This window comes from Clostridium sp. YIM B02555 (assembly GCF_022320955.1).
Lineage (GTDB): Bacteria > Bacillota > Clostridia > Clostridiales > Clostridiaceae > Clostridium > Clostridium saccharoperbutylacetonicum.
The window spans coordinates 706686-732285 of record NZ_JAKJJY010000001.1; the positions used below are offsets into that span (position 1 = coordinate 706686).

General features: G+C 30.6%; 23 protein-coding genes. 21 read left to right on the forward strand and 2 right to left on the reverse strand.

Annotated elements, in window-relative coordinates; translation table 11 throughout:
* Positions 1-2 precede the first annotated feature (2 nt).
* From L3B98_RS03180 to L3B98_RS03245, 14 genes are all read left to right on the forward strand, one after another.
* Positions 3-1001, forward strand: coding sequence for an ABC transporter substrate-binding protein (locus L3B98_RS03180; protein ID WP_238915574.1), 999 nt, complete (start codon positions 3-5; stop codon positions 999-1001).
* 234 nt (positions 1002-1235) lie between these two features.
* A complete protein-coding gene (locus L3B98_RS03185; RefSeq protein WP_238915575.1) occupies positions 1236-2126 on the forward strand; it encodes an ABC transporter ATP-binding protein in 891 nt (296 codons plus the stop codon).
* 47 nt (positions 2127-2173) lie between these two features.
* A complete protein-coding gene (locus L3B98_RS03190) occupies positions 2174-3175 on the forward strand; it encodes an ABC transporter substrate-binding protein (protein ID WP_238915576.1) in 1002 nt (333 codons plus the stop codon).
* A gap of 10 nt (positions 3176-3185) precedes the next feature.
* On the forward strand, positions 3186-4031 hold the full coding sequence (locus tag L3B98_RS03195) for an ABC transporter permease (RefSeq protein WP_238915577.1): 846 nt from the start codon (positions 3186-3188) through the stop codon (positions 4029-4031).
* A gap of 137 nt (positions 4032-4168) precedes the next feature.
* Positions 4169-5632 carry a nitrogenase component 1 gene (locus L3B98_RS03200; RefSeq protein WP_238915578.1) on the forward strand — a complete coding sequence of 488 codons (1464 nt, stop codon included), beginning with the start codon at positions 4169-4171 and terminating at the stop codon, positions 5630-5632.
* Between the two features lie 4 nt (positions 5633-5636).
* The gene (locus L3B98_RS03205; protein WP_238915579.1) at positions 5637-6935 is read left to right on the forward strand and encodes a nitrogenase component 1; all 1299 of its coding nucleotides are present in this window, start codon (positions 5637-5639) and stop codon (positions 6933-6935) included.
* Positions 6936-6974: 39 nt separating this feature from the next.
* Positions 6975-7691 (forward strand): hypothetical protein, encoded by a 717-nt coding sequence (locus L3B98_RS03210; protein ID WP_238915580.1) that lies wholly within the window; start codon positions 6975-6977, stop codon positions 7689-7691.
* 224 nt (positions 7692-7915) lie between these two features.
* Positions 7916-8752 (forward strand): nitrogenase iron protein, encoded by an 837-nt coding sequence (nifH, locus tag L3B98_RS03215; RefSeq protein WP_238915581.1) that lies wholly within the window; start codon positions 7916-7918, stop codon positions 8750-8752.
* Between the two features lie 25 nt (positions 8753-8777).
* Positions 8778-9674 (forward strand): radical SAM protein, encoded by an 897-nt coding sequence (locus tag L3B98_RS03220; RefSeq protein ID WP_238915582.1) that lies wholly within the window; start codon positions 8778-8780, stop codon positions 9672-9674.
* 232 nt (positions 9675-9906) lie between these two features.
* A complete protein-coding gene (locus tag L3B98_RS03225; protein WP_238915583.1) occupies positions 9907-10329 on the forward strand; it encodes a NifB/NifX family molybdenum-iron cluster-binding protein in 423 nt (140 codons plus the stop codon).
* Between the two features lie 53 nt (positions 10330-10382).
* On the forward strand, positions 10383-11333 hold the full coding sequence (gene cysK / locus L3B98_RS03230) for a cysteine synthase A (protein ID WP_238915584.1): 951 nt from the start codon (positions 10383-10385) through the stop codon (positions 11331-11333).
* A gap of 42 nt (positions 11334-11375) precedes the next feature.
* Positions 11376-12716: a nitrogenase component 1 gene (locus L3B98_RS03235; RefSeq protein WP_238915585.1), complete on the forward strand. Its 1341-nt coding sequence runs from the start codon at positions 11376-11378 to the stop codon at positions 12714-12716.
* A gap of 14 nt (positions 12717-12730) precedes the next feature.
* Positions 12731-14230 (forward strand): nitrogenase component 1, encoded by a 1500-nt coding sequence (locus L3B98_RS03240; RefSeq protein WP_238915586.1) that lies wholly within the window; start codon positions 12731-12733, stop codon positions 14228-14230.
* Between the two features lie 256 nt (positions 14231-14486).
* Positions 14487-15137: a TIGR04100 family radical SAM protein gene (locus tag L3B98_RS03245; RefSeq protein ID WP_238915587.1), complete on the forward strand. Its 651-nt coding sequence runs from the start codon at positions 14487-14489 to the stop codon at positions 15135-15137.
* A 439-nt stretch (positions 15138-15576) separates the two neighbouring features.
* On the opposite strand, the gene L3B98_RS03250 is transcribed toward L3B98_RS03245, so the two are convergent.
* The gene (locus L3B98_RS03250; protein ID WP_238915588.1) at positions 15577-16107 is read right to left on the reverse strand and encodes a hypothetical protein; all 531 of its coding nucleotides are present in this window, start codon (positions 16105-16107) and stop codon (positions 15577-15579) included.
* Between the two features lie 325 nt (positions 16108-16432).
* Here L3B98_RS03250 and L3B98_RS03255 point away from each other — a divergent pair, with 325 nt between their 5' ends.
* Entirely contained in the window at positions 16433-17479 is a 1047-nt protein-coding gene (locus tag L3B98_RS03255) for an ADP-ribosylglycohydrolase family protein (RefSeq protein ID WP_238915589.1), read from the forward strand.
* A gap of 423 nt (positions 17480-17902) precedes the next feature.
* On the opposite strand, the gene L3B98_RS03260 is transcribed toward L3B98_RS03255, so the two are convergent.
* Positions 17903-18172, reverse strand: a complete 270-nt coding sequence (locus L3B98_RS03260; protein ID WP_238915590.1) for a DUF2325 domain-containing protein — start codon at positions 18170-18172, stop codon at positions 17903-17905.
* Between the two features lie 304 nt (positions 18173-18476).
* Here L3B98_RS03260 and L3B98_RS03265 point away from each other — a divergent pair, with 304 nt between their 5' ends.
* The 6 genes from L3B98_RS03265 (at position 18477) to L3B98_RS03290 (ending at position 25528) form a co-directional block, all read left to right on the forward strand.
* On the forward strand, positions 18477-19313 hold the full coding sequence (locus tag L3B98_RS03265; RefSeq protein WP_238915591.1) for an alpha/beta hydrolase: 837 nt from the start codon (positions 18477-18479) through the stop codon (positions 19311-19313).
* Positions 19314-19870: 557 nt separating this feature from the next.
* A complete protein-coding gene (locus L3B98_RS03270) occupies positions 19871-20809 on the forward strand; it encodes an ABC transporter permease (RefSeq protein ID WP_238915592.1) in 939 nt (312 codons plus the stop codon).
* Positions 20806-21831, forward strand: a complete 1026-nt coding sequence (locus L3B98_RS03275) for an ABC transporter permease (RefSeq protein WP_238915593.1) — start codon at positions 20806-20808, stop codon at positions 21829-21831. The genes L3B98_RS03270 and L3B98_RS03275 overlap by 4 nt, the downstream gene beginning before the upstream one ends.
* A 4-nt stretch (positions 21832-21835) precedes the next feature.
* Positions 21836-22768 carry an ATP-binding cassette domain-containing protein gene (locus tag L3B98_RS03280; protein WP_238915645.1) on the forward strand — a complete coding sequence of 311 codons (933 nt, stop codon included), beginning with the start codon at positions 21836-21838 and terminating at the stop codon, positions 22766-22768.
* A gap of 53 nt (positions 22769-22821) precedes the next feature.
* Complete coding sequence (locus L3B98_RS03285) at positions 22822-23883, forward strand: ABC transporter ATP-binding protein (RefSeq protein ID WP_238915646.1); 1062 nt, start codon at positions 22822-22824, stop codon at positions 23881-23883.
* A 34-nt stretch (positions 23884-23917) separates the two neighbouring features.
* Positions 23918-25528 (forward strand): peptide ABC transporter substrate-binding protein, encoded by a 1611-nt coding sequence (locus L3B98_RS03290; RefSeq protein ID WP_238915594.1) that lies wholly within the window; start codon positions 23918-23920, stop codon positions 25526-25528.
* Positions 25529-25600 lie beyond the last annotated feature (72 nt).

Here is a 25600-nt window from a genome sequence, read left to right on the forward strand (position 1 = left end):
TTATGCTAAAGAGTTGTAAATTAGGTACAGTTATACTGCTTGTAGTTTTTTATATAAGTCTTTTTATTACGGGATGCAAAGAAAATTATGAAAATAACAAGGTTAAACTTGCATATTATGGAATCAATACAGAGTTGCCTTTAATAACTGCATTTGAAAAAGGATATTTTAAAGAAGAAGGATTAGATGTAGAACTTGTGAAAGTTAAACCAGAAGATTTTGTAAATGATATAAATAATAAAATCGTAGATGGAGGCACTTGTGATTATAAAATACTAAAAAGTATTGAAGATGGTGCAAAGATAAAAGTAGGTGCTGGACTACAATCTAGAGCTATAGAAATTTTGACTAAAGCTGAAAGTGGAATAGATACAATAGAGGGATTAAAAAATAAAAAAATAGGAATTGAAGATAGGGGAGGGGGATCTATGCTTGCTGCTAAAAATTTATTTGATAAATATAATATAGATTTTTCTAAAGATATAACTTGGACATATTTGAGTAAAGATAAATTAAAAGACTCTTTGAAATCAGGAAGTGTTGATGGAATTATATTATATGGGGATAAGGAAAATAATTCTGAATTTAAGACCTTATTTAAAGGGGATGGTATGGATATGTCTTCTATGATTGGCCATAGCCATCATGGAAATGAATATATTTATATAGCTTTTGCTGGTATTTCAAAAGAACTTTCAGATAACGATCCAGAAAAGGCAGCGGCAATTTTACGTGCATGGATTAAAGGTGCCAATAAGATTGAGGAAAATAGTGATGAGTGTATAAAAAATTCTATAGATGATGGATATATAAATGGCAGTTATGAGGAAAATTCTCAAGAAATAAAACAATATATGTGGATGCCTAGTGTAAAGGTTGCTGAGGATAATCTAAAAGCATATATAAAAATACAAAAGTCCCTGGGAATATTATCGGATGGTTTAAATGAAGATTCGTTCTATAAAAATTCTTTTGCAGAGGTACTGCCTTATTGGAGTTAAAAATACTTGAAAAAATTTCTAAATATATATTGACAAAGAAGGCAAATGGTAATAATATGTTTTTAACACATAAATCATATAAAATTCATAAGAATAGTATGATATAAAATTTTATAATTCTGAAACTGAAAGGTTGACCATAGCTATTGGAGACTTAATGAATGTCTTAAATTTTAAGATATTCATTAAGTCTCCAATTTTTATAAATAATATTTAAATTTGGGAGGAGCAAAAATGATATTAGAAAATGTTGTTAAAGAAAGTAATGCCAAAATTGTACTAGAGGGCTTAAGCCAAATTTATTACATTAGAACAAAGGAAAATGCTAAAAGGGAAAAATTTACGGCAATAAAGGATTTTAGTTTATCTATCAACAAAGGAGAATTTGTTTCAATAGTAGGACCTAGTGGTTGTGGTAAATCTACATTGTTAGATATTATCTCAGGCCTATCAAAAGCAAATTCAGGAAAAATTTTTATAGATGGAAAAGAAATTTCAGGACCAGCCTTAGATAGAGGATTTGTAATGCAGGGATATGCATTATTTCCATGGAGAACCATAAGAAAGAATGTTGAATTTGGATTAGAATTAAAGAAAATTCCTAAAAAAGAACGAGCTAGAATAAGTCGGGAATATTTGGAGCTTGTAGGTCTTAAAGGTTTTGAAGAAAGATATCCCCACGAACTTTCAGGAGGTATGAGACAAAGGGTTGCAATTGCTAGATCCCTCGCCTATGAACCAGAAGTATTGCTTATGGATGAACCTTTTGCAGCAGTAGATGCTCAGACAAGAGAAACTCTTCAGGATGAATTATTGAGAATTTGGGAAAAGACAAATAAGACAATTATATTTGTTACACACAGTATTGAGGAGGCCGTTTTACTTGCAGATAGAGTTGTAGTGCTTACAAAAAATCCTGGAACTATAAGAAAGGTGGTAGAAATTGAGCTTCCAAGGCCTAGAACAAATGCAGACATGAGAAGTTCTGAAGATTACAGCAGAATTAGAAATCATGTATGGGAACTTCTTCAAAGTACTGAACTAGAAGAAAGAAAAGAACAGCCTTATGAAAAAATAGCAGATAAAGAGTCAAATATTAAAATAGCAAAATCTGCAGTAGTATAGAAAAGTACTTGAGAAAATTTTAAATATTAAGGATATGGGTGATAAAAATGAAAAGAAAAGCAAAAATAATATCTATATTCATGACTTTAAGCCTGACAATTTCGTTAATTGGCTGCAATGTATCTAAAACAACTGAAGCTTCTTCAGATGAATTAGTTCCAATTAGAGTAGTTACACAAACTGGATTTAATGAGATTAATGTTGCAGATGAACTTGGTTTTTTTAAGGATGAAGGAATTAAGATTGAGTACACTGGAGTTTTGGGGCAAGGAGTTACTGAATTTCAACTTCTGGAGCAAGGGGTTAATGATGCTTTTGTAGGAAGCCATCCACCTAATGTAGCCCAAGCAAGACTTGCTGGTGTTAAAGTGAAAATAGTTGCACCTGGTATGGTTGATAATCCTGATTTTCCACATGTTAGATACTTAGTACAAAATAATAGTCCTATAACCTCATTAGATCAAATTGTTGGGAAGAAGGTAGCAATGACAGGAACTGCTCCTTGTACTGATGGGTATTTGAAATATTATTTAAATCAGAAGGGGATTTCTGGTGATATAGATTGGGTGACTTTAGCAACAGCAGGACAACAAGAACAATCTTTAAGTCAAGGTTTAGTTCAAGTGACTACATCACATCCGCCTTATGCAGGAAAAGCTCTTGCAGCTGGAGGAGTTAGACAAATTGCAACCAGCTGGGATATATTACATTCGCCAGGTGCAGGACTTTCATGTAGAGGATTTACAGAGGATTTCATTAAAGAGCATCCACGGCAGGTTCAAGGTTTTGTTAATGCCATGTACAAAGCAAGATTATGGATTAATACACATCAAGATGAAGCAAAGAAAATAGTAGCTAAATATTTGAAGCTAGAACCAGATGATTTAAGTGTGTTTTGGTATGATGATGAAAAAAATGTAAATCCTAAATATATTCATGAATGGTATACAATTGCTGAAGATGTAGGGCTTTGGAAACATGGAGATGTGACTGAAGATGAAATTTATACCAATGATTTTGTTCCAAAAGATTATGATCCTAATAAGTGAGGTGGAGATATTGTCATTAAACATTATTAAAAAGATAGAAGTAGAACCAAAAGCAAAAAAGGTTTATACAAACATATCTATATTAAATGTTATCAAGAAGATAGGTACTAAATTATACAGTTATTTATCTATAGTTTTATTTTTAATATTATGGCAGATTGTTTCAAGCTTAAAGTTAGTAAATCCAATATTTTTACCATCTTTTACAACGGTAATTAAGGAGCTTATAAGACTTATTGGAACTGGAGAATTACTGAAACATATAGAAATAAGTCTTTTAAGGTCATTAGCTGGTTTTTTCTTAGGATTAGCATTTGCAATTCCTTTAGGCCTATTAATAGGATGGTTTAAAAAATTTGAGAGGTTTATAGATCCATTAATTCAAACTTTTAGAAATCTTTCAGTACTTTCAATACTTCCAGTTTTTGTTCTTATTTTTGGAATAGGGGAAGTATCAAAGATTGCAGTTATTTTTTGGGGAGTTTTATGGTCAGTAATACTTAATACTATAAATGGTGTTAAAAATGTAGATCCTCTAATTATTAAAGGAGCAAGATCCATGGGGATTTCTAATAAGGATTTATTCATAAAAGTTATTTTTCCAGGAGCATTACCTTCTATATTTACAGGTATAAGAATAAGTGCTACTACATCAATTTTAGTTTTAGTTGCAGCTGAAATGCTTGGAGCTAATAAAGGCTTAGGGTATGCATTGTATTTTTATCAAGCTAATTTTAAAACTCCAGCAATGTACTCTGTGATATTGATTATGGCAATACTTGGGGTAACTATAAATTACATTTTGAATTACGTAGAAAAAAAGGCATTTATTTGGAAAGAAGAAATACAACGATAAAATGATTTCAAAGAAAAAGCTGACTGGTAAGCCAGAGGCGGAATTTATTAAAAAATAAATTCTGCCTTATTTTTATGGAAATATAAAGGATGAGATGTTTTATTTTTTCTAAATATTAGAATGGGGGAGTGTGCTTTATGGAAATTAATATTCAACGATCAACTGTAGCAGCAAGAGAGGAACGCTTGGGTTCTATAACTGCATATGTTGGAGATCTACACGATATAGTAAATAAATCAAAATGCGGAAAACTAAAAGGAAAAAGCAGATGTTATTCACAAGCAAGTGCATGTTTAGCAGGTTGTGCTATTTCACAAATTTCTGGAATTAGAGATGTACTTGTTATAAATCATGCACCAGCAGGCTGTACTGCTCTTGCTCCTACAATAGAGGATACTGGAAGATTACTTGCAGAAAAGAGAGGTGTTACAACAAATACTGCTTTAATAGGAACTGATTTAAATGAAAATGATATGGTATTTGGCGCAGGTGATTCATTAATAAAAACAGCTTTGATAAGTTATGAAAGATATAAACCAAAAGCTATTTTTATTACAACTTCTTGTGTTTCAGGAATAATAGGTGAAGATATTGATAGTATAATTGATCAAATTCAAAAAGAAGTACCAGTACCTGTTGTAGGAGCACATTGTGAAGGATTTAAATCTCATATATGGGGATCAGGATTTGAAATTGCAGACCATGCAGTGCTTAAAGCAATTGTAAAACCACCCAAGCAAAAACGTAATGTAATAAACTTTAAAAATTTTTGCGAAGGTCAAAGAAAAGAAATCATTGAAATATTTTCTAACTTTGGTGTAGAACCATTGTTTTTATATAGAAATTCTACTATCGAAGAATTAAGCAGGCTTTCTGAATCTCTTGCAACAGTAAGCATATGTGGAAGTTTAGGTACTTATCTTGGAAATGGTTTAGAACAAGAATATGGAGTACCGTATGTTAATACTTTGAGTCCATCAGGAATTATAGGGTTTGAAACATGGCTTAGGGAAATTGGAAGAGTAATTGATAAAGGTAAAGAGGTTGAGGATTATATAAGGGAACAAAGAGATATGTATATTTTTAAAATAGAAGAAATAAAGAAAAAATTAAAAGGATTAAGAGTTGTGTTAGCAATGGGGCCAGGCTTTGGATTTGAGGTTGCTCGTGTAATACAAGAATTAGGTTTAGAAATAGTATGGCATGCTTCATGGCATTATGATCAACGTCATGATAATGGAAAATTACCAGTAGCCGTTGATTATTTAGAAAAGAATACACCTGGAAGTTACCAATTAAGCGTTACAGAATTACAGAATCATGAAATACTAAATATTTTAGATAAATATAAACCTGACTTATATTTGTGTCGCCATACAGGAAGTACAGTTTGGGCAATTAAGCAGGGGATTCCATCAATTTGTGTAGTTGATGAATATATGATGTTTGGTTACAAAAATACATTGAGCTTTGCTCAAACAATTTTAAATACTGTAACAAATAGAAGTTTTGAAAAGAATTTAGCAGCCAGGGTTAAGTTACCATATACAAAGTGGTGGTTTGAACAGAATAATTATAAATTTATGGAAGGGGTTGAATGATAAAATGTCAAAAATATTAGATCAGCCTAGATACAAATGTGCTTTAGGTGGTATTCAGACAATACATGCAATAACTAGAACAATACCAATTCTTCACTCAGGGCCAGGATGTGCAGCAAAAGTGTCAGAAAATATTGGTGGTTCAGGCTACTTTTCACCACACATATTTCCTTGTACGGATTTAAGTGAAAAGGAAGTTGTATTTGGTGGGGAAAAGAAACTCCAAAGTACTATAGAAAATGCATTGCAAGTAATAGATGCAGATTTATTTATTGTAATAACTGGTTGTACACCAGAGATTGTTGGTGATGATGCAGGGGAAATTAGCAAAAAATTTGCTGAGATTGGTAAGCCGGTGATTTTTGCTTCAACACCTGGATTCAAAGGTAATAATTATCGTGGACATGAATGGGTTATTGAAGCAATAATAGAGCAATATTTAAAGCCGGCAGATAAGATAGAAAAAGGACTTGTAAACATTTGGGCGGGAGTTCCACAACATGATCCATTTTGGCTTGGAAATTTACGGGCTTTGGAAAAACTAGTTGCTAAACTTGGGTTGAAACCAAATACAATCTTTGGTAATAAAAGAGGACTTGAAAATATAAATAAAATTACATCAGCAGAGTTTAATTTACTTGTATCACCTTGGGTTGATTTAGATAATGTGAAACTTCTAGAAAGTAAGTTTGGAACACCATTTTTACATTATCCTGTATTACCAATAGGTGCAGTTGAAAGTGGAAAGTTTTTAAGAAAAGTTGGAGAATTCGCAAAAATTGATAAAGAAAGAATAGAGAATATTATAAAGGAAGAAGAGGATGATTACTATTATTATATTGAACGTTTTGCAGATGTACTTCTTGAAACTAGATCAATGTCAAAAAGATTTGCAGTAGTATCAGACTCACAATATTCAATAGCATTAACTAAATTCTTTGTTAATGATCTTGGTTTAATACCGACTAAGCAATATATAACAGATGATGCACCAGAAAAATATAGAGATAGCATTAAGGCTGAATTTGAAGAGTTAAATGATAACATAAAGGCAGAAGTTGCTTTTGAAACAGATGGATACGTAATTAGGGATGAAATAAAGAAGGAAGATTTCTTTGGAATTCCGTTTATAGTAGGAAGCAGCTGGGAAAATAGGTTGGCAAAAGAATTGGATGGGCACTATCTCAACATTTCATGGCCAATAAAAGAAAGGTTGATAGTTAATAGTACTTATGTTGGATATGAAGGTGCATTAAAACTAATAGAAGATATATATTCAATAGTGCTTAAGAGATTTAATTAATTCAAAGTGCTTTTTGTGAAAATTAATGGGGGGATCTACATGATAACAAAAAGAACTGATTTATATATTTTAAAAATTGTTATTGTTTCAATTGTATTTGTATTGCTTTCATATACTACAGGGACAGTAACTAAGGCAGCAGACAATTATGAAACAGTGATATTGACAGGATATATAATTGATGAGCATTGTTTTATAAAAGAAAAGGATGATCCAGGAAAAGATAAAAAGATGTGTAAACTTATGGATGGTTGCATTAAGGGTGGATATGGAATTGCAGTTAAGCAGTCTGATGGAAGCTATAATTTTTATTATTTTAACGGAAAATTCTTTACAGATACTAAAGCTCTCGATGGGACAGAGGGTCAAAAACTTGCTTATGATCTTATTAAGGCTTCTAAAAAAGAGGATCATATGGCAGTAACTGTTACAGGAGCATTTAGTGGAGAGACTAAGGGATCAGTTGGAGGAGAACAGGGTGTAGAGTATAAGGTACTTGATGTAATTAGTTTAAAAGAAGCAACAGATGAAGAAGCAGCTAATCTTCAAAAAGCGGCAAGTACAGATGCTCCTGAAAAAGACAGTGCTATTTTGTCTAAAACAATTAACACAAATGCACTAAATTCAAAAATGTCAGAAGATAATAAATGTGGAGATTGTATTTCAATAAAATATATTGGAATAATACTTGGAAGTATTGTAGTATTAGGAGTTGTTGTTATTTTAATATTAAAAAGATTTAGAAAAGCAAAGTAATAATCTATAGTGTGATCCTTTTTGGCAAAGAGATATTGACATTATAGAATAACGATATTATAATAAAGTCACAGTAAACATATAAATATAATGTGATTATAAAACAAATATCTTTTTTATAATAAATAGTTGACCAGAAATCTGGAGGCTAAGTTTTTCTTTAATATCTAAAGAAAAACTTAGCCTTTTATTTTTTTTAAATTTAATGAATTGGAGTGTTAAAAATGGGAGAAAAGAGATTAAGACAAGTAGCTATATATGGAAAAGGTGGAATAGGGAAATCAACAACAACACAAAATTTAACAGCAGGGCTTGCAGAGATTGGTAAGAGGGTTTTAGTTGTAGGGTGTGATCCTAAGGCAGATTCAACTAGATTGTTGTTAGGAGGATTAGCTCAAAAGACAGTATTAGATACATTAAGAGAAGAAGGAGAGGATATAGATTTAGATGCAGTTGTAAAAATTGGATTTGGTAACACTAAATGCGTTGAATCAGGAGGACCAGAGCCAGGAGTTGGATGTGCAGGAAGAGGTATAATTACATCGATTGGATTACTTGAAAGATTAGGGGCTTACACTGAAGACTTAGACTATGTATTTTACGATGTACTTGGAGATGTTGTTTGCGGTGGATTTGCTATGCCAATTAGGGAAGGAAAGGCACAAGAAATATATATTGTAGCATCAGGGGAAATGATGGCATTATATGCTGCAAATAATATATCAAAAGGAATTCAAAAATATGCACTAAAAGGTGGAGTAAGACTTGGGGGAATAATCTGTAACAGTAGAAATGTTGATGGAGAATTAGAACTTTTAGAAGCCTTCGCTAAGGAACTTGGAACACAATTAATACATTTTGTTCCAAGGGACAATGTAGTACAAAGAGCAGAGATAAGAAAGAAAACAGTTATTGAATTTGAACCAGAAGCAAAGCAAGCTGATGAATATAGAGCATTAGCTAAAAAAATAGAAGAAAATCAATTATTCGTAATACCAAAACCAATGACACAAGAAAGATTAGAAGATATATTATCTGAACATGGATTATTAGATGCGTAAAAGTTAATAGTAAGGGAGGTGTATTATGGTGGTAGGAATACATAAACATGATAATAATTTTGATCATTTAGCTAAAACTCATCCATGCTTTAGTAAAGGTGCCCATCATAAATATGGAAGAATACATTTACCTGTTAGTCCAACGTGTAATATTCAATGTAAGTTCTGTAAGAGGGGATTTAATAAATCAGAAGTAAGACCAGGAGTAAGTTCATTATTACTTTCTCCTGAAGAAACAGTTGACATTTTAAATAAAGCCTTAGATCTCTGTCCTGATATTAGAGTAGTTGGAATAGCTGGTCCGGGAGATACTCTTGCAACAGATTTTGCAATTGAAACCTTTAAATTAGCAAAGCAGAATCATCCGGAACTTATAAATTGTTTAAGTACAAATGGACTAAGATTATATGAAAAAGCAGATAGATTAAAGGAAGCTGGAGTTGAAACTCTAACAGTTACAGTTAATGCGGTGGATCCTGAAATATTAAAGGATATTGTTTCATATGTAATTGATGAAAATGGAGACAAGCTAATAGGTATTGAAGGAGCTAAAAAGTTAATTGATGGTCAACTCAAGGGAATTAAGAAGGCAAATGAATTAGGAATTGTAATAAAGATAAATTCTGTATTAATTCCAGGAATTAATGATGAGCATATAAAGGAAATTGCTAGGGTTACAAAGAATTTAGGAGCTTCACTATTAAATATAATTCCGTTAATACCACAAAATGAACTTTCACATATACAAGCACCAGATTGTGATTTAGTGGAAAAGGTAAGAGAGGAAGCAGGCGAATATTTAGAAGTGTTTAGACATTGTAAGCATTGTAGAGCAGACGCTTGTGGAGTACCAGGCAGAGGAGAAGACATACATTCTTTACTGTATGATAAAGAAGTAGTAGAAACTTTTTCACACGGCTAAAATAGAATATAGGCTGCAAAATAGTTGACTAGAAAGCTAGAGGCTGTGTTTTTATTATTTAAAAACACAGTTTTTTTTGATACTTCTAGTATGGGTATGGGGAGTGACTTCTTAATATATTAAATTTTAATGAATTTGAGTGTTAAATGAAAATGAATTAAGAATCAATAGAATTTTTACTTTGAAGTAATTAGAACAATTAAAATAAATGAGTAAGGGGATGTAAATATTAATGAGCTACAATATTGCAGTTGCTTCAACAGATGGGATAAATATAGATAAACATTTTGGAACATCAGATTCTTTCATAATAATAAGAATTAATGATGATGGAACATATGAAAACTTAGGAGAAAGAATAGTAGAAGAAAGTCAAAATGATAACAATAGCAATATAAGTACAAGCTGTGGAGAGGGAGGTTGTGGATATTCTTGTGGTGAACACAATGGTCAGGCAATACAAAAGAAAGTAGAAGCTATTTCTGATTGTAGATGTGTTCTGTGTTTTGAATGTGGACATGGCTCAGAAAGGCAATTAGGTAAGAATAATATATCTGTTTTCGCAGTTAGTTTAAAACTTGATGAAGCATTGAAAATAATAATAGAGTATTACAAAAGAAGTGATGGACATAAATCATTAAAAAATATAAGATAGTAAACTTTATAATAAGAGTCTTTTAGCAAATATTTATATAGGAGTGATGAAATGTGGGGAGACTTGCTATAAAATTAACAGAATTAGTAGGAAATACACCATTATTACAGCTGACTGATTATAATAAGGAAAAGAAAATAAGAGGTAATTTAATTGCTAAACTAGAGTATTTTAATCCTTTAAGTTCAGTTAAAGACCGTATTGCTTTAGCAATGATAGACGATGCAGAAAAAAAAGGATTACTAAATAAGGATACTGTAATTATTGAACCAACTAGTGGAAATACAGGAATAGGACTAGCATTTGTAGCAGCAGCAAAAGGATATCATATTATTATAACTATGCCTGAAAGTATGAGTGATGAACGTAAAAAATTATTAAAAGCATTAAATGTAGAATTAATATTAACACCAGCTAAGGATGGAATGAAAGGGGCAATAAGAAAGGCAGAGGAATTGTCGTTTCAAATTGAAAATTCATTTACTCCGGGGCAATTTGTTAATGAAATTAATCCTAAAATACATGAAGAAACAACGGCAGTTGAAATTTGGAATGATTTAGACGGTGATATAGCAGCTTTTGTAGCGGGAGTAGGGACAGGAGGAACAATCACAGGTGTAAGTGAAACCCTAAAGAAAAAAAATCCAAATATAAAGATATTTGCAGTTGAACCATATGATTCAGCGGCTTTATCTGGAGGAGCACCTGGACCACACAAAATACAAGGAATAGGAGCAAACTTTATTCCTCAATTAGTAAAATTCGAAAATATTGATGAAATATATAAGGTTAGAAATGAAGAAGCAATAGAAACAGCACAAGATTTAGCTAGAACCGAAGGATTATTGGTTGGGTTTTCATCTGGTGCAGCAGCATTTGCAGCTACTCAGATTGCTAAACGTCTTGAATTTGCAGGGAAAAATATAGTAGTGCTATTACCAGATACAGGTGAAAGATATCTGTCTACGGATCTTTTTGACAGAGTAGATAAAATAGAATTCTAAATTAGAAAATATTAATTAGCTAAATAGCAGATTGGAGGAAATATGAGCAATTTTGTTGAAAGACCACGATATTCATGTGCATTAGGAGGCGCATTGTCTACTCTTAGAGCTATTCCAAGAGCAATACCTATAATACATGCATCTTCTGGCTGTGGTCATAATTTGCATAGTGCAACTAATGCAGGTTCAGCTTATCTAGGCGGGGGATATTGTGGAGCAACTTCACTGCCAAGTACAAATGTAACAGAAAAGCATATTGTCTTTGGTGGGGAAGATAGATTAAAGGAGCAGATAGAAAGCACACTTGAAATAATGGATGGAGATATATATGTTGTTGTAACAGGCTGTATGGTAGAAATGATTGGTGATGATGCGGAATCAGTTGTAAAAGATTTTGCTGGAGCAGAGAAACCTGTTGTAGCAGTTTCAACACCAAGTTTTAAAGGAAATTCTTATTATGGATATGATCTTCTTTTGGAAGGATTAATAAAGCAATATATAAGGCCACAAGAAGAAAAAAATAAAAAGCAGGTAAATATATTAGGAATTGTACCTGGACAAGATATATTTTGGAAAGGTAACTTAAAAGAAATAAAACGACTTCTTGGACTTATTGGAATAAAGGCTAATACATTGTTTGGAGAAGGGGAGAATTTAAACGATATTAAGGAATCTGCCAATGCAAGTTTTAATATTGTTCTCTCGGAAATATACGGAAAGAAAGCTGCAGCAGCTTATGAAGAAATTCATAACATTCCATATATAACAGCTCAAATTCCTATAGGATACATTCAAACAGAAAACTTTATAAGAAAAATAGGAAAACATTTAAATATATCAAAAAAAGTAATAGATAAAGCATTAGAAAATGAAAGAAATATTTATTATGATTATTTTGAAAGATTTTTAGATATTTATACAGATGCTGATTTACAAAGATATGCAGTTATAGTCGGAGATGCTAATTATGCACCATCTTTATCACGTTTTGTATCAGATGAATTAGGATGGCTGCCAGAACTTGCTGTTGTTACAGATCTACTAAATGAAAATGAGAAAAACACAATAATAGAACAATTTAAAGGATTCGAATCTGGGTTAGAAACCACAGTTAAATTTGATTCAAATACTAGTTCTGTTAAAAAGTATTTAAGAGATGTATGGGAGCCTAATAATAATCAAAGATATTATGATTCTATGACACCGGTTGTAGTTATAGGCTCTATATTTGAAAAAGATTTAGCTGCGAGTATTAATGCTCCGTTAGTTACCGTTTCATATCCTATTACAAATAGAATTGTTCTTAATAGATCATATATTGGGTCTAATGGTGGATTAACTCTTACTGAAGATATACTAAGTTCATTAATTACAGGTAGATAGGGAGGAGAAGATACATGAAAATTGAATTAAGTACCACTGCACCAGCTCGTGAAGAAAGATTAAAAGCTGGAATTGCATATGGAGGAACATGTGCTGACTTACAAAATTGTTTAAGCAAGGGCTGCTTGAATGGTTCAAATCGCAGTTTTTCTCAGACATATGGATGTCAACATGGATTAAGCCTTGGAATTTTAAATACTATAAGAAATGCTGTTGTTGTAATGCATTCACCTTTAGGCTGTGGAGCTTCTACTACTGGTTCCTCAGGACAAGGGGCAGGCTTTAAGCGATTAAGAGATCCTAAATCTGAAGGAACAATATGGCTTAGCACTAATTTAGACGAATCAGATGTAATTGGAGGGGGCGAAGAGAAGTTAAGAGCAGCAATTATTCATGCCGATAAGGAATTTAGACCTGAAGTAATTATTGCAGTAAGCGGCTGCGTTCCGGCCTTAATTGGAGATGATATAGATGGTATATTAGCTGATTTACAATCAGAAGTTGCTGCTACATTAATTCCAGTTACATGCGAAGGATTCAAAACTAAAGTAATGGCGACGGCATATGATGCAGCGTATAATGGCATAATGAAAAAACTTCTTAAGGATGTTGAACGCGAGAAACGATTGGTAGAAAATGATTTTGAAGAAATACGAAGAAAATATTTATTAAGTAAACATGTAAATATTTTAAATGTTGGTTCCATGAGCAGAGCGGATGAACTTGAATTGGAGAGATTGCTAAATGCAATAGGATTAATTGTAACTTTCTTACCTTGCTATTCTGCACCAAAAGATTTTGCATATTCTTTAGAAAATTCTCTAAATGTAAGTATCTGCGGGACACATGATGATTATTATATAAAATATATAGAACAAGAATATGGAATTCCATTTATAATTGATACAATTCCAATTGGAAGAAAAAATACAGCACGTTGGGTTCTAAATATTGCTAAGCATTTTAATTTAGAAAAGGAAGCAGAAGCATTTTTGAAAAAAGAAGATGAGTTACTTGATAAAAGCCTTGAATCATTTAGAAAAAACCTTAAAGGGAAAAAGGTGTATTTAGGTGGTGGAGCCATAAGAATAGTAGCTACAGCAGAAGTAATGCAGGATTTAGGTTTGGAAGTTGTAGGTTTTAAAGGGCATCATATAGATAAATTCATAGAACCAACATTTGAAGCACTTGAAAATATAGAAGATGTGGTATTTAATGTAGCAACTCAGCAGCCTTTTGAACAGGTAAATGTTGTTAATAAATTAAATCCAGATGTAATTGTAATTCATGCTGGAATTAATAATATTACAGCAAAACAAGGTCTGCCTATACTCCCACTATTTGGACCTACAAATATTTATATGGGGTATGCCGGTGTATTTGAAATTGCAAGAAGATTAGATAGAAAAGTTAGAAATAATCAGTTTAACAAAAATATTTCAAAAAACAAGCCGCTTCCTTATAAAAAAGAATGGTATGATAAAGATCCGTTTACCTATATTAAAGAAGAATAGTAGAAAAATAAAAGATAGATGATAAAGATTTTTTTAGAGTATCGGAATTCATAGAACTTGAATTAATTAATAATTGTAAATGCTCAACGAAGGATGAAAAGACGTAGGCTTTTCTTAAAAAATTAAAAGAAAGCCTTGGCTTTCAACCTTAATTGACAATTGAGCATTGAAAATTGTCAATTGAAAGGTCATGAGCGAAGCGAATTTTCTTAGAGTTTATTCTCAATTTACAGTAAGTAAAATAAGAGGTAGTTATATGGCAATATTATATTCATATAAAAATGGTGTCTATATCAAATTAAATGATATTAATTATGAAAAAGATGAAGAGATACCAGAATGTATTTATATTAATTTAACAAATAAATGTCCTTGTGCTTGTTCATTCTGTATTAGAAGTTCTGATAAAATTAAAGAATTTGATGATTTATGGCTTGAAGTTGATCCTACGGCTCAAGAAGTTATAAGTGAATTTGAAAAACATGATTTATCAAAATACAAAGAAGTGATATTTTGTGGATATGGGGAACCATTAATTCGTTTAGATGCAATACTGGAAATTTCTAATTATTTAAAAGAAAGAAGTAATGTAAATATAAGAATTAATACAAATGGGTTAGGTGATTTAATAAATAAAAAAGAAGTTGCACCTCTGCTGTCAAAAAACATTGATAGTGTATCCATAAGTTTAAATGCATCTAATGCTGAAGAGTATCTAAAAATTACAAAAAGTAAATTTGGAATTGGATCTTATGAAGCATTATTAAAGTTTGCTACAAGCTGTCAAAAATATATAAAGGATGTAAGATTAACTGTAGTTGATATTATTGGAGAAGCTGAAATTAAAAAATGTACAGAAATTTGTGAAAAGCATAATTTGAATTTAAAAGTCAGAAAATTTATTTAAATTAAATAGGTGAAATTATGTTACAGAAAATAGAGATGAAATAGGGAAAAGGGCATCAATATATGCTTTAGATTATGTAAGAAGAAGTATTCTTAAAGAGTAAAGTAATTTGAAAAAAATATATTAATTTAATGGTTATTTGTTCCAGTAATGAAGTGAAGGAAAGGAGGAAGAAGATGAAAAATACAATGATAGTTTTTTATCATATTGGTAGTGTTAAGAGCAGATGCATTTAAATATAGGTATAAATGAATTATAACTAAATTTAAGTAAATAGATACATTAGAAATAAGTAATATGTTGTGTAGAGTGTTTCATTAGGAATTTAAATGGCCTAAGATTTTTGGATACAACTTATGTTCTTAGAATCACCCATCTAAATTACTTAGAAACCAAAACACAACAGGTTACTTATTTTGGTTAACTATTGCATTATTGTTTATATATAAATCATATAACTTTTAGAAAGTTCAACTTCATTAACACAATCAATTATAATTGTATCATTTTCAGTGGTAATTGATTGAATATAAAGGGGTTCGGTAAGTACCAGTACCTCTTTTTCACGTTCATATATTTTATTTTCATAATCAGCATATAAATCAAATGATTTTTGATTTTTAAGTCTAATAATTACTCTAGAAAAAAAAGAATTGTCATTTAATTCGTAAAAATAATCTACATTATATCCGTCTTTCCTTAAATAATTAAAAACATAATCTTCAGTAGATAATTTGTTTGAAAATTCTTTTGCTATATTTAAATTTTTTGAAAAAGACATAATTTTAGTAGAATAATATTTGTTGATATCATTTCCAATCTTCAATACAATATTGGGGATAAATATTCCTCTGTAAATTTCACAATCTAATATCTTTGATTGTTTTTCGACTAATTCAACCAAATCTTCAGTGGCAAAAGCACCTTCAACATAAGCATCAATAATTAATTTTTCATCAACAGTGCACATACATAATCAGCTCCTTTTATAAAATCAAAGATATATATTTTAATATATAGATTCAAGATATAAATTATGTATTCGTTATCATAATTATATAATTTATTTACTATTAATGTCAAATATGATTAATCATATAAAGAGTGTTATAATTGTATTAAGGCACAATCAAAAAATAACAAGTCCATTTGCTGGCCTATTTTCCATCATGCTACGTCGGCAAATTGACCTAATAGGCCCGCTATGAGGACAATTTACCTCCTTGCCTGATGAAAAATATCCACGGCAAATTGGACCTGTTATTTTCTTTCATGTGCCTAAAAAGGAGAGCATTATGGAAAAAATGAGAGAACAATTTATTGGCTGCTTATTAGGAGGTGCCATAGGAGATGCTCTTGGGTATCCAATAGAGTTTTTGGACCTCAATGAAATATATGATAAATATGGCATAAATGGTATTGAAAATTTAGAAGTAAATATAATTTTAGGTAGATCTCTAATTTCTGATGATACACAAATGACGCTATTTACTGTTGAAGGTATCTTAAATTCAGAAATGAAAAGAAAGAACGGCGAAGATGTGAGTATTCAAAAATGCACTTTTGATTCATATGAAAGATGGCTCTATACTCAAGGTTATGCACTTTCAGATGAATATAATGAACTAATTGAAGAATGTAATTCACAACTTTTTAAGCATAAAGAATTATTCTCACAAAGAGCCCCAGGAAATAGCTGCATTATGTCTTTGCTAAATATTAAAGATAATAATTTTGGTACAATTGAAAATCATATTAATAGTAGTAAAGGATGTGGAGGCGTAATGAGGACTGCTCCGGCTGGATTATATTATATAAATAAAAATAAGAAAGCCTTTGATCTTGGATGTGATTTAGCAGCAATTACCCATGGGCATCCAACAGGATATCTATCAGCAGGTGCTTTATCAAGTATAATATCAGATTTATGTGTTGGTTTAACAATAGAAGAAGCAGTTGAAAATGCAATAGAAATATTAAAAAGTATGGACAGAAATGAAGAAATTTTAAATGCATTGAACATGTCAGTGCTATTAGCTAAAGATGGTAATCCAAATTCAGAAAAACTTTCACAGCTTGGAAAGGGATGGATTGGGGAAGAGGCGCTGGCTATTGCCATTTATTGTGCACTTTCTTATCCAGATGATTTTGAAAAGGCTGTTAAATTATCAGTAAATCATAGTGGAGATAGTGACAGCACTGGAGCTATTTGTGGAAATATAATGGGGGCAAAACTAGGAGTTAAATCAATTCCTAAAAATTGGATTGATAAGTTAGAGTTATCTGACTTGATTGAAGAAATGGCAGAAAAACTTTATAATAATTTAGACAATGATAATTAGTATGCTGCTTTATGTGTCTATAGATAATAGCTCAATAGCAATTATTATAGTACAATAATAAAGTAAGAAATAATGTAGAATTGCAGGATTGAAAGCAGGAGAATGAAATAATGATATATAAACTATGTATTCGTTATTATAATTATACGATTTATTTACTATTAATGTAAAACATGGCTAATATAATAGTAACATTTGCTTTCTACAGAATTGAGATTAAATTAAGTAGAGGTAGAGAATAAGAGAATTTAAATAAAGTTTTATAGAAATAAAATGCCACCAAATCTAGTGTTAAAATTAACTAAAAGAATAACAACTAGGAAAGGTGGTTTATTTATATTGAAAGTTATATAAATTTTTTGAAATTCTATTAAGTTTTTCATAAGGATTAATGGGGGAAGGTGCAAATATCATAGTAAACTTCTACATTAATACCCTTTCTATATTAGACCAAGCTCTTTTTGAGTACACAGTTTTTATACCAAGTCTTTTGGCTTCTTTTTTTATATGTTCGGATAATTTGTGGTTAACATAATCAATAAAAATTATTACTATGTCTATATTTATAGGTATTTCAGCAGATTTATGATTATTTTTCCTTCCACTTATATGCTTAACAATAGAAAATCCTTTTTCGCAAAGATGGAAATTTATCATGTTGATATTATCCCCACCAACTATCAAAATTCTCATGGTACTCTTTTGCCTCCTTATTAATTATTTCCAAAGTCTACTTTGTTTAGATTCACAACTTTTAATTCGCCAGATATACTATTCATATAATAGATAAATATTCTTTGTTTTTATTCTTATAAGTCCGATAGAAATACTATACATTAAATATAATGTTTTTTGGCCACTTTGTCAACTACTAGTAAGTAATAATAAATTTATAGGATTTAAAATTAATTATAGACATTAATAAATAAGGATGTTATTATTTTGACAATACATGTAGGTTTACTGTGAATTTGATTTCGTTATAGGAGGATTTTAAATGATAGAACGAGAATTTTTTCATTTATCAGATGATAAAATTAATTTATATTTTAGAGAAATTGTACCTGAAGGTCGCATAGAAGCAGTAGTATGCTTAGTTCATGGATTGGGGGATCATAGCGGATGGTTTACAGATCTATTGAATTTCTTTGCTAGTAGCAACTTTGCCGTTTTAACATTTGACTTAAGAGGTCATGGGAAATCAGATGGGAAAAGAGGGCATATTCCTTCTTATGAAGCTTTAATGAAAGATATATCTTTGCTTTTGAATATAGCTAAGAGAAACTTTAATGGAGTCCCTATATTTTTATATGGGCATAGTTTTGGAGGTAATCAAGTACTAAATTATACACTTCGATATCGTCCAGATATATCTGGAATTATAGTAAGTGCTCCATGGCTAAGTTTATATTCTAATCCATCAAAAATAAAATTATATTTTACTTTTTTTATGAGTAAGATTAGGCCATCATTTATCGTGGATAATGTAGTTGAAGGATCTAATTTATCTCATAATCCGGATATTGCTGTAAATCAAAAGAATGATCCATTAGTACATAATTTTGTTTCTGCATCACTTTTTACGAATGCATACAAAGCAGGTGAATGGGCTATAGATAATGCTTCAAATCTTGATATACCACTTCTGCTTTTTCATGGTGATTCAGATAAAATCACTTCACATGTTGCAAGTGAGGCATTTATAAAGAAAGCCCCGTCTAATCTAGCTACTTTTAAATTATGGAAAGGACTGTATCATTCTCTTCACAATGAAATTTCAAATAGGGATATATTCGTAAATATACTTAATTGGATAAATTCTATAAGAATTTAAGATATCAGGTTTAACTTTAACAATAAATTTTGGGGGTGGATTTTTACTTAAAATCTCTCTGTCATGACGTGTGTTCTAAATCTTTAAATTGGATCATTTTGGTAGTGTTTTATATTTATTTCCTTTGATTATTGATAATGGATGTAGTTGAACCTTGTAATGGAAAAATAGTTGTAATTAATGAAAAGGACACAATTTATAAGTAAAGGAGTTGTCAATATTGCAGAATAGAGGCAGTTTTTAAAATAAATATAATTGACAAAATAAAGCAATAGTAGTATATTAGTAACAATTCATGGTTTTCATATATAAATAGTATAGAATGTTTAGAAAAAGTAATTATTGAATAATTACTAATGCTGACTAGATAACTAGAGGCTACACCAGTCAATATGGGTGTAGCCTCTTTTTTATGAGAGTATGGATTAAAAACATAATTAATAAATGAACTATAGGGGGATGATCAGATGTGTTGTAATAAGTAACTAATAGAAAAGGTTATATTAATATAGTTTAGTTTTATCAAATAATTGTAATTAAAGGAGTAGTAATTAGTAATGTTAAAGTATGTAACAAAAAGGCTTACTATAGCTATTTTCACTTTGCTATTAATAATATTTATTTTGTTTGCAATTCTTCAATATATGCCTGGTACACCTTTTAATGATGAAAAACTTACAAGTAGTCAAATTGAACAGCTTAATGAAAAATATGGATTAGATAAACCTATCACAGTTAAATTTGAGAATTATGTTTTTAATATTTTAAAGGGAGACTTTGGAGATTCCTATGTGATTCAAAAAAATATGCCTATTTCGGATATGCTTGTAAATAGATTATCTATTTCAGTAAGAATGGGATTAGTTTCCATATTAATAGGAATTATTGTTGGGTTATTGTTGGGAGTTGTTGCAGCAGTTTGCCATAGTACCATATTAGATCCGATTATATCATTTATATCTATGCTTGGCGCAAGCATTCCATCATACGTCTTTGGGTTGTTATTAATGTATTTTATAGCATATAAACTTAAAGCTTTTCCAGTATTATATTCTTCAACAGAAAGCTTTACTTCAATCATTCTACCTAGTATTGCGTTATCTATGTTTCCAATAGCAAGTATTGCACGGTTTTCAAGAAATGAGATGGTTGAAGTAATGAATGCAGAATATATTACTCTTGCTGAATCAAAAGGTATTGAAAAATGGGAAGTTATACTAAAACATGCTCTTAGAAATGCAATGATCCCAATACTAACAGTAATCGCACCAATGATAGTTGGTTTAATGTTAGGTAGTACTGTGATAGAAAGTATTTTTTCTATTCCGGGGATTGGAAATTTGTTCGTAATGGCTATTCAAGTTAATGATTATAATGTTGTTATTTCTATTGCATTTATATATAGTGCACTATATATAGTCATTATGTTAATAGTTGATCTATTATATGGAGTTATTGATCCTAGAATAAGATTTGTAAAAGGAGAAGTAGAATGATTTATTCTGAAATAGTAAGCTATGAATTTTGTGAAGATGATTTCTTGCCTGCAAAAGAAGAATTAATAAAAACAAACACAATATTTAAGCAAAAAAATGAAACAAAATGGAAAAACATATATTATCAATTTTCAAAAAATAAAGGAGCTGTCATTGGACTTATATCGATATTAATAATTATAATATTAGCTATTTCAGTGCCAATACTAAGTAAATATAGCTATGATGCTGTAGATACCACAAGACAAAATCTTACACCAAGAATTCCTGGGATAGAGAAACTGGGTATATTTAATGGATTTTTAAATGGAATTAATCTGTATGGAGTAGATAGCTTAAAAAATGAATATTTCTTTTTTGGAACTGATATTCTTGGTCGTGATTTATGGACAAGGGTATTTGTAGGTACACGAATTTCACTTTATGTTGCAGGAGTTGCAGTATTAATTGATATGATATTTGGTGTTACCTATGGAGTAATTTCTGGGTATTTTGGTGGCACTGTGGATGTTATAATGCAGAGAATTATCGAAATAATTTATGGGATGCCCAATTTAGTAGTAGTAACATTGATTATGATAGTCATAAAACCTGGCTTACTAACGGTTATTTTAGCCTTGATGATTACTAATTGGATAAATATGAGCAGGTTAGTTAGAGCACAAGTATTAAAGTTAAAAGAACAAGAGTATGTATTGGCTGCAAAACAATTGGGGGCATCTGATTTTTATATTATTTTTCATGAAATATTACCAAACACAATTAGTTCAGTAATTGTAATGGCGATGATGTCAATTCCAAGTGCAATATTTTTGGAATCATTTCTTTCTTTTTTAGGATTAGGTATTCCTGAACCTATGGCTTCTTTAGGTTCACTAATCAGTAATGGATATAAATCTATGATGATATATCCTCATATGGTTATTATACCTGTAATTGTATTTGCTATTTTGATGATTAGTTTTAATTTGGTTGCAGATGGATTAAGAGATGCGTTGGACCCTAATATGAAAAATATATGAGGTGATGATATTGGAAGAAAATGTGATGCTATCAGTAAAAAACCTAAAACAATATTTTAAAATTAATAGAAAGCAAAAAATTAAAGCTGTAGAAGGGGTATCTTTTGATATATTTAAGGGAGAAACATATGGATTGGTTGGAGAATCAGGAAGTGGAAAAACTACAATTGGGCGTTCTATTATAAGAATATATGACCCTACTGAAGGAGAAGTTTACTTTGAAGGAAAAAAAATAAGCGGAAAACTAAATAAACAGGAACGGAAGTATATATCCAATAATATTCAAATGATTTTTCAAGATCCTATGGCAAGTCTTAATCCCAGATTAAAAGTAAAAAATATTGTTGCTCAGGGACTTGATATTCACCATAAATATAAATCCAAAGAAGAAAGAAATGAAAAAGTTTATTCAATACTTGAAAAAGTTGGATTAGACAGAGAGCATGCAGATAGATATCCCCATGAATTTTCAGGAGGACAGAGACAAAGAATTGGAATTGCTCGAGCTATAATCATGAATCCTCAGCTAATTATTGCTGACGAATCTATAAGTGCTTTAGATGTTTCTATTCAAGCACAAATTGTTAATTTACTTAAAAATTTACAAAAAGATTTAGGAACCACTTATTTATTTATAGCACATGATCTAGCTATGGTAAAATACATTTCTGATAGAGTAGGAGTCCTGCATTTAGGACATCTTGTGGAGACAGGAACTACTAGGGAAATTTTTGAAAAACCAATTCATCCATATACAAAATCCCTATTGTCTGCTATTCCTCACCCAAATCCTAAGGTAGAAAAGACAAGAAAAATACTAGAGTATGATTACAAAAAAAACAACATTGATTATACAAGAGGTATTAAGAGGCATGTGGAAGGTCAGCATTATGTATTAGCCACAGATGAGGAATTAAGAAAATGGATAGGTGAGTAAATTTATTAATACTAAAATGTATTTATAATAATGAAAAGGAGTTTAGTATGGCAATGGAATCCTTAATATTAGAGGTAAAAGATTTAAATATATCATTTAAAATCCCTGAAGGAAAATTAAATGTAATCAGAGGCGTAAGTTTTTTTTTAGAAGCAGGAAAAACTCTTGCAATTGTAGGTGAAAGTGGAAGCGGAAAGACTGTTACTGTGAGAGCGATAATGGGAATACTTGCTTCAAATGAAGTTGTAGAAAGTGGTAAAATTTTATTTCGAAATAATAATGGGAAAAATAAAGAGATTATTGACCTGCTAACATTATCAAAGAAACAGATAGTATCGCAAATATGTGGTAAGAAAATAGCTATGGTATTTCAAGATCCTATGGGTACCCTTAATCCTACTATACAGATAGGAAAACAAGTAATGGAGGGGATGCTAAAACATCAAAAACTTACAAAGAAAGAAGCGTTTGAAAAAGCACTTAAATTGTTAGAAGAAGTTGGAATAACAGAAGCTGAAAAACGAATGAGAAATTATCCACATCAGCTTTCAGGTGGTATGCGCCAAAGGGTAGTAATTGCAATTGCGCTTGCATGTAATCCGGATGTGCTAATTTGTGATGAACCTACAACTGCACTAGATGTTACAATACAAGCAAAAATTCTTGAATTAATTCAAAATATACAAAAGCAAAGAAACATAGGTGTTATTTATATAACACATGATCTAGGTGTGGTAGCAAAGGTAGCAGATGATGTTGTAGTAATGTATGCAGGAAAAATTGTTGAAAAGGGTTCTGTTGATGATATCTTTTACAATCCATTGCATCCATATACTAGAGGTTTGTTATCATCAGTTCCTGATATAGGTTACAATGACCATGAGCTTTATTCAATACCAGGTTCACCACCAAATTTATTAGAAGAAATAAAAGGTGATGCATTTGCACCTAGAAATCCTTATGCATTAAATATTGATTATAAATATGAATCGCCAATGTTTAAAATTACTAATACACACTCAGTAGCTTCATGGTTATTTCATGAAAAAGCACCAAATATAGAAGTATATCCTAAATTATCAGAACGTATACAAAATGAATTACGGGTTAATTAACAAACAATAATCATTCAAGAAGGAGATTATATTTATGAAGAGAAAAATTTTAATATTATCAATGGTATTAGCAATTATGATAGGATTATTGCAAGGCTGTGGATATACTACTAAAGGAGGAACAGAAAAATCTATTACGGTTGCAAATACTGCAGATTTGTCTACCTTAGATTCTTCATTAGCAATAGCAGGCGAAGACATGACTGTTATTTCTAATGTAACAGAAGGTCTTTATAGAAGTACTCATTCAGGATTTGAACTTGCTGCTGCTGATTCTGTTAGAGTAAGCGATGATAAACTAACATATACTTTTACAATTAAAAATACTAAATGGTCGGATGGATCTAATGTAACAGCATATGATTTTGAATATGCATGGAAGCGTCTTGCAGATCCAAAAGCAGGTGCCGAATATAGCTATATGGCAAGTGTTGCTGGAATTAAAAATGCTGATGCTATATTAGCAAAATCTGCAGATGTTGAAATTTTAGGTGTTAAAGCAACAGATGAAAAAACTTTGGTTGTTCAACTTGATCATGTAGTACCATACCTTAGTTCTGTATTAGCAGGAACTTACTTTGCTCCAATTAAGAAAGAATTTTCAGAAAAACTTGGGGATAAATATGGTTTATCAAAAGATAATGTATTATCTAATGGACCATTTATAGTAACAGATTGGACGGTTGGTGGTTCATCTGTAACATTATCAAAGAACAAAAATTACTGGGATGCAGCAAATGTGAAAATAGATAAACTTACATTTAAAACAGTAAAAGATTCTCAATCAGGTCTTATTGCATACCAGTCAGGCTCGCTTGACTATGTAGGAATCAGTGGTGATCTTGTTGCCCAATATAAAAACAGTAATGAATTAAAAACATCTCTTGCTAAATTTTTATATTATTTTCAGCCTAATATTATCAATTCAGATCTCGCAAATAAGAATTTAAGACTAGCACTTGCATTATCTTATAATAAAACACATATAACAGATAATATTTTAAAAGACGGATCAATACCAGCTAACTTTTTTATTGTAAATATGCTTTCATCAGGTATAGAAGGAAAAACTTACAGAGATGCTGCAAATAAAACATTCTTAGAGGCAAATAAATCGTTAGCTTTGGAATATTTTAATAAGGCAAAACAAGAGTTAGGGAAAGATAAATTTAACATTGAATTATTACATGATGATGATTCTAATACAAGTGAAATAGCACAATTTTTTCAGTCTGAAATCCAAACAAATTTACCAGGTGTTACAATTACGTTGAAATCACAACCAAAGAAAAATCGTATGGAAATTCAAAAGTCTGGTGATTTTCAATTGGCAATTTCTAGATGGGGAGCAGATTATGATGATCCATCTACTTATTTTGATTTGTTTAAAATAGCTTCAACATATAATTATGGAAAATGGAATAATAGCGATTATGATAAGTTGGTTAAATCTGCTTCCAATGAATTGCTTTCAAATCCACAAGAAAGATTAAATGCATATATAAAAGCAGAGCAAATTATTATGGACGAAGCAGCTATATTTCCAATTTATCAAAAAGGTAGTGCATTTCTACTAAAATCAAATGTGACCGTTGATAAAAATACTGATGATATAGTGATGTGGAGAACAGCAAATGTTAATTAAGGTACAATTAAGAAAATAATTAATTGAGATATATGCTTCAGATATCCAATTAAGTTTGGAACTGAAGCTGTT

What these genes read in the sequence shown, in the direction of transcription:
- L3B98_RS03180 (WP_238915574.1), top strand. Translation starts at nt 3, where the DNA reads ATGCTAAAGAGTTGTAAATTAGGTACAGTTATACTGCTTGTAGTTTTT.
- L3B98_RS03185 (WP_238915575.1), top strand. Translation starts at nt 1,236, where the DNA reads ATGATATTAGAAAATGTTGTTAAAGAAAGTAATGCCAAAATTGTACTA.
- L3B98_RS03290 (WP_238915594.1), top strand. Translation starts at nt 23,918, where the DNA reads ATGAAGAGAAAAATTTTAATATTATCAATGGTATTAGCAATTATGATA.
- L3B98_RS03220 (WP_238915582.1), top strand. Translation starts at nt 8,778, where the DNA reads ATGGTGGTAGGAATACATAAACATGATAATAATTTTGATCATTTAGCT.
- L3B98_RS03225 (WP_238915583.1), top strand. Translation starts at nt 9,907, where the DNA reads ATGAGCTACAATATTGCAGTTGCTTCAACAGATGGGATAAATATAGAT.
- L3B98_RS03210 (WP_238915580.1), top strand. Translation starts at nt 6,975, where the DNA reads ATGATAACAAAAAGAACTGATTTATATATTTTAAAAATTGTTATTGTT.
- L3B98_RS03190 (WP_238915576.1), top strand. Translation starts at nt 2,174, where the DNA reads ATGAAAAGAAAAGCAAAAATAATATCTATATTCATGACTTTAAGCCTG.
- L3B98_RS03285 (WP_238915646.1), top strand. Translation starts at nt 22,822, where the DNA reads ATGGAATCCTTAATATTAGAGGTAAAAGATTTAAATATATCATTTAAA.
- L3B98_RS03200 (WP_238915578.1), top strand. Translation starts at nt 4,169, where the DNA reads ATGGAAATTAATATTCAACGATCAACTGTAGCAGCAAGAGAGGAACGC.
- L3B98_RS03250 (WP_238915588.1), bottom strand. Translation starts at nt 16,107, where the DNA reads ATGTGCACTGTTGATGAAAAATTAATTATTGATGCTTATGTTGAAGGT.
- L3B98_RS03270 (WP_238915592.1), top strand. Translation starts at nt 19,871, where the DNA reads ATGTTAAAGTATGTAACAAAAAGGCTTACTATAGCTATTTTCACTTTG.
- L3B98_RS03245 (WP_238915587.1), top strand. Translation starts at nt 14,487, where the DNA reads ATGGCAATATTATATTCATATAAAAATGGTGTCTATATCAAATTAAAT.
- L3B98_RS03265 (WP_238915591.1), top strand. Translation starts at nt 18,477, where the DNA reads ATGATAGAACGAGAATTTTTTCATTTATCAGATGATAAAATTAATTTA.
- L3B98_RS03205 (WP_238915579.1), top strand. Translation starts at nt 5,637, where the DNA reads ATGTCAAAAATATTAGATCAGCCTAGATACAAATGTGCTTTAGGTGGT.
- L3B98_RS03255 (WP_238915589.1), top strand. Translation starts at nt 16,433, where the DNA reads ATGGAAAAAATGAGAGAACAATTTATTGGCTGCTTATTAGGAGGTGCC.
- L3B98_RS03240 (WP_238915586.1), top strand. Translation starts at nt 12,731, where the DNA reads ATGAAAATTGAATTAAGTACCACTGCACCAGCTCGTGAAGAAAGATTA.
- L3B98_RS03275 (WP_238915593.1), top strand. Translation starts at nt 20,806, where the DNA reads ATGATTTATTCTGAAATAGTAAGCTATGAATTTTGTGAAGATGATTTC.
- L3B98_RS03280 (WP_238915645.1), top strand. Translation starts at nt 21,836, where the DNA reads ATGATATTGGAAGAAAATGTGATGCTATCAGTAAAAAACCTAAAACAA.
- L3B98_RS03235 (WP_238915585.1), top strand. Translation starts at nt 11,376, where the DNA reads ATGAGCAATTTTGTTGAAAGACCACGATATTCATGTGCATTAGGAGGC.
- nifH (WP_238915581.1), top strand. Translation starts at nt 7,916, where the DNA reads ATGGGAGAAAAGAGATTAAGACAAGTAGCTATATATGGAAAAGGTGGA.
- L3B98_RS03260 (WP_238915590.1), bottom strand. Translation starts at nt 18,172, where the DNA reads ATGAGAATTTTGATAGTTGGTGGGGATAATATCAACATGATAAATTTC.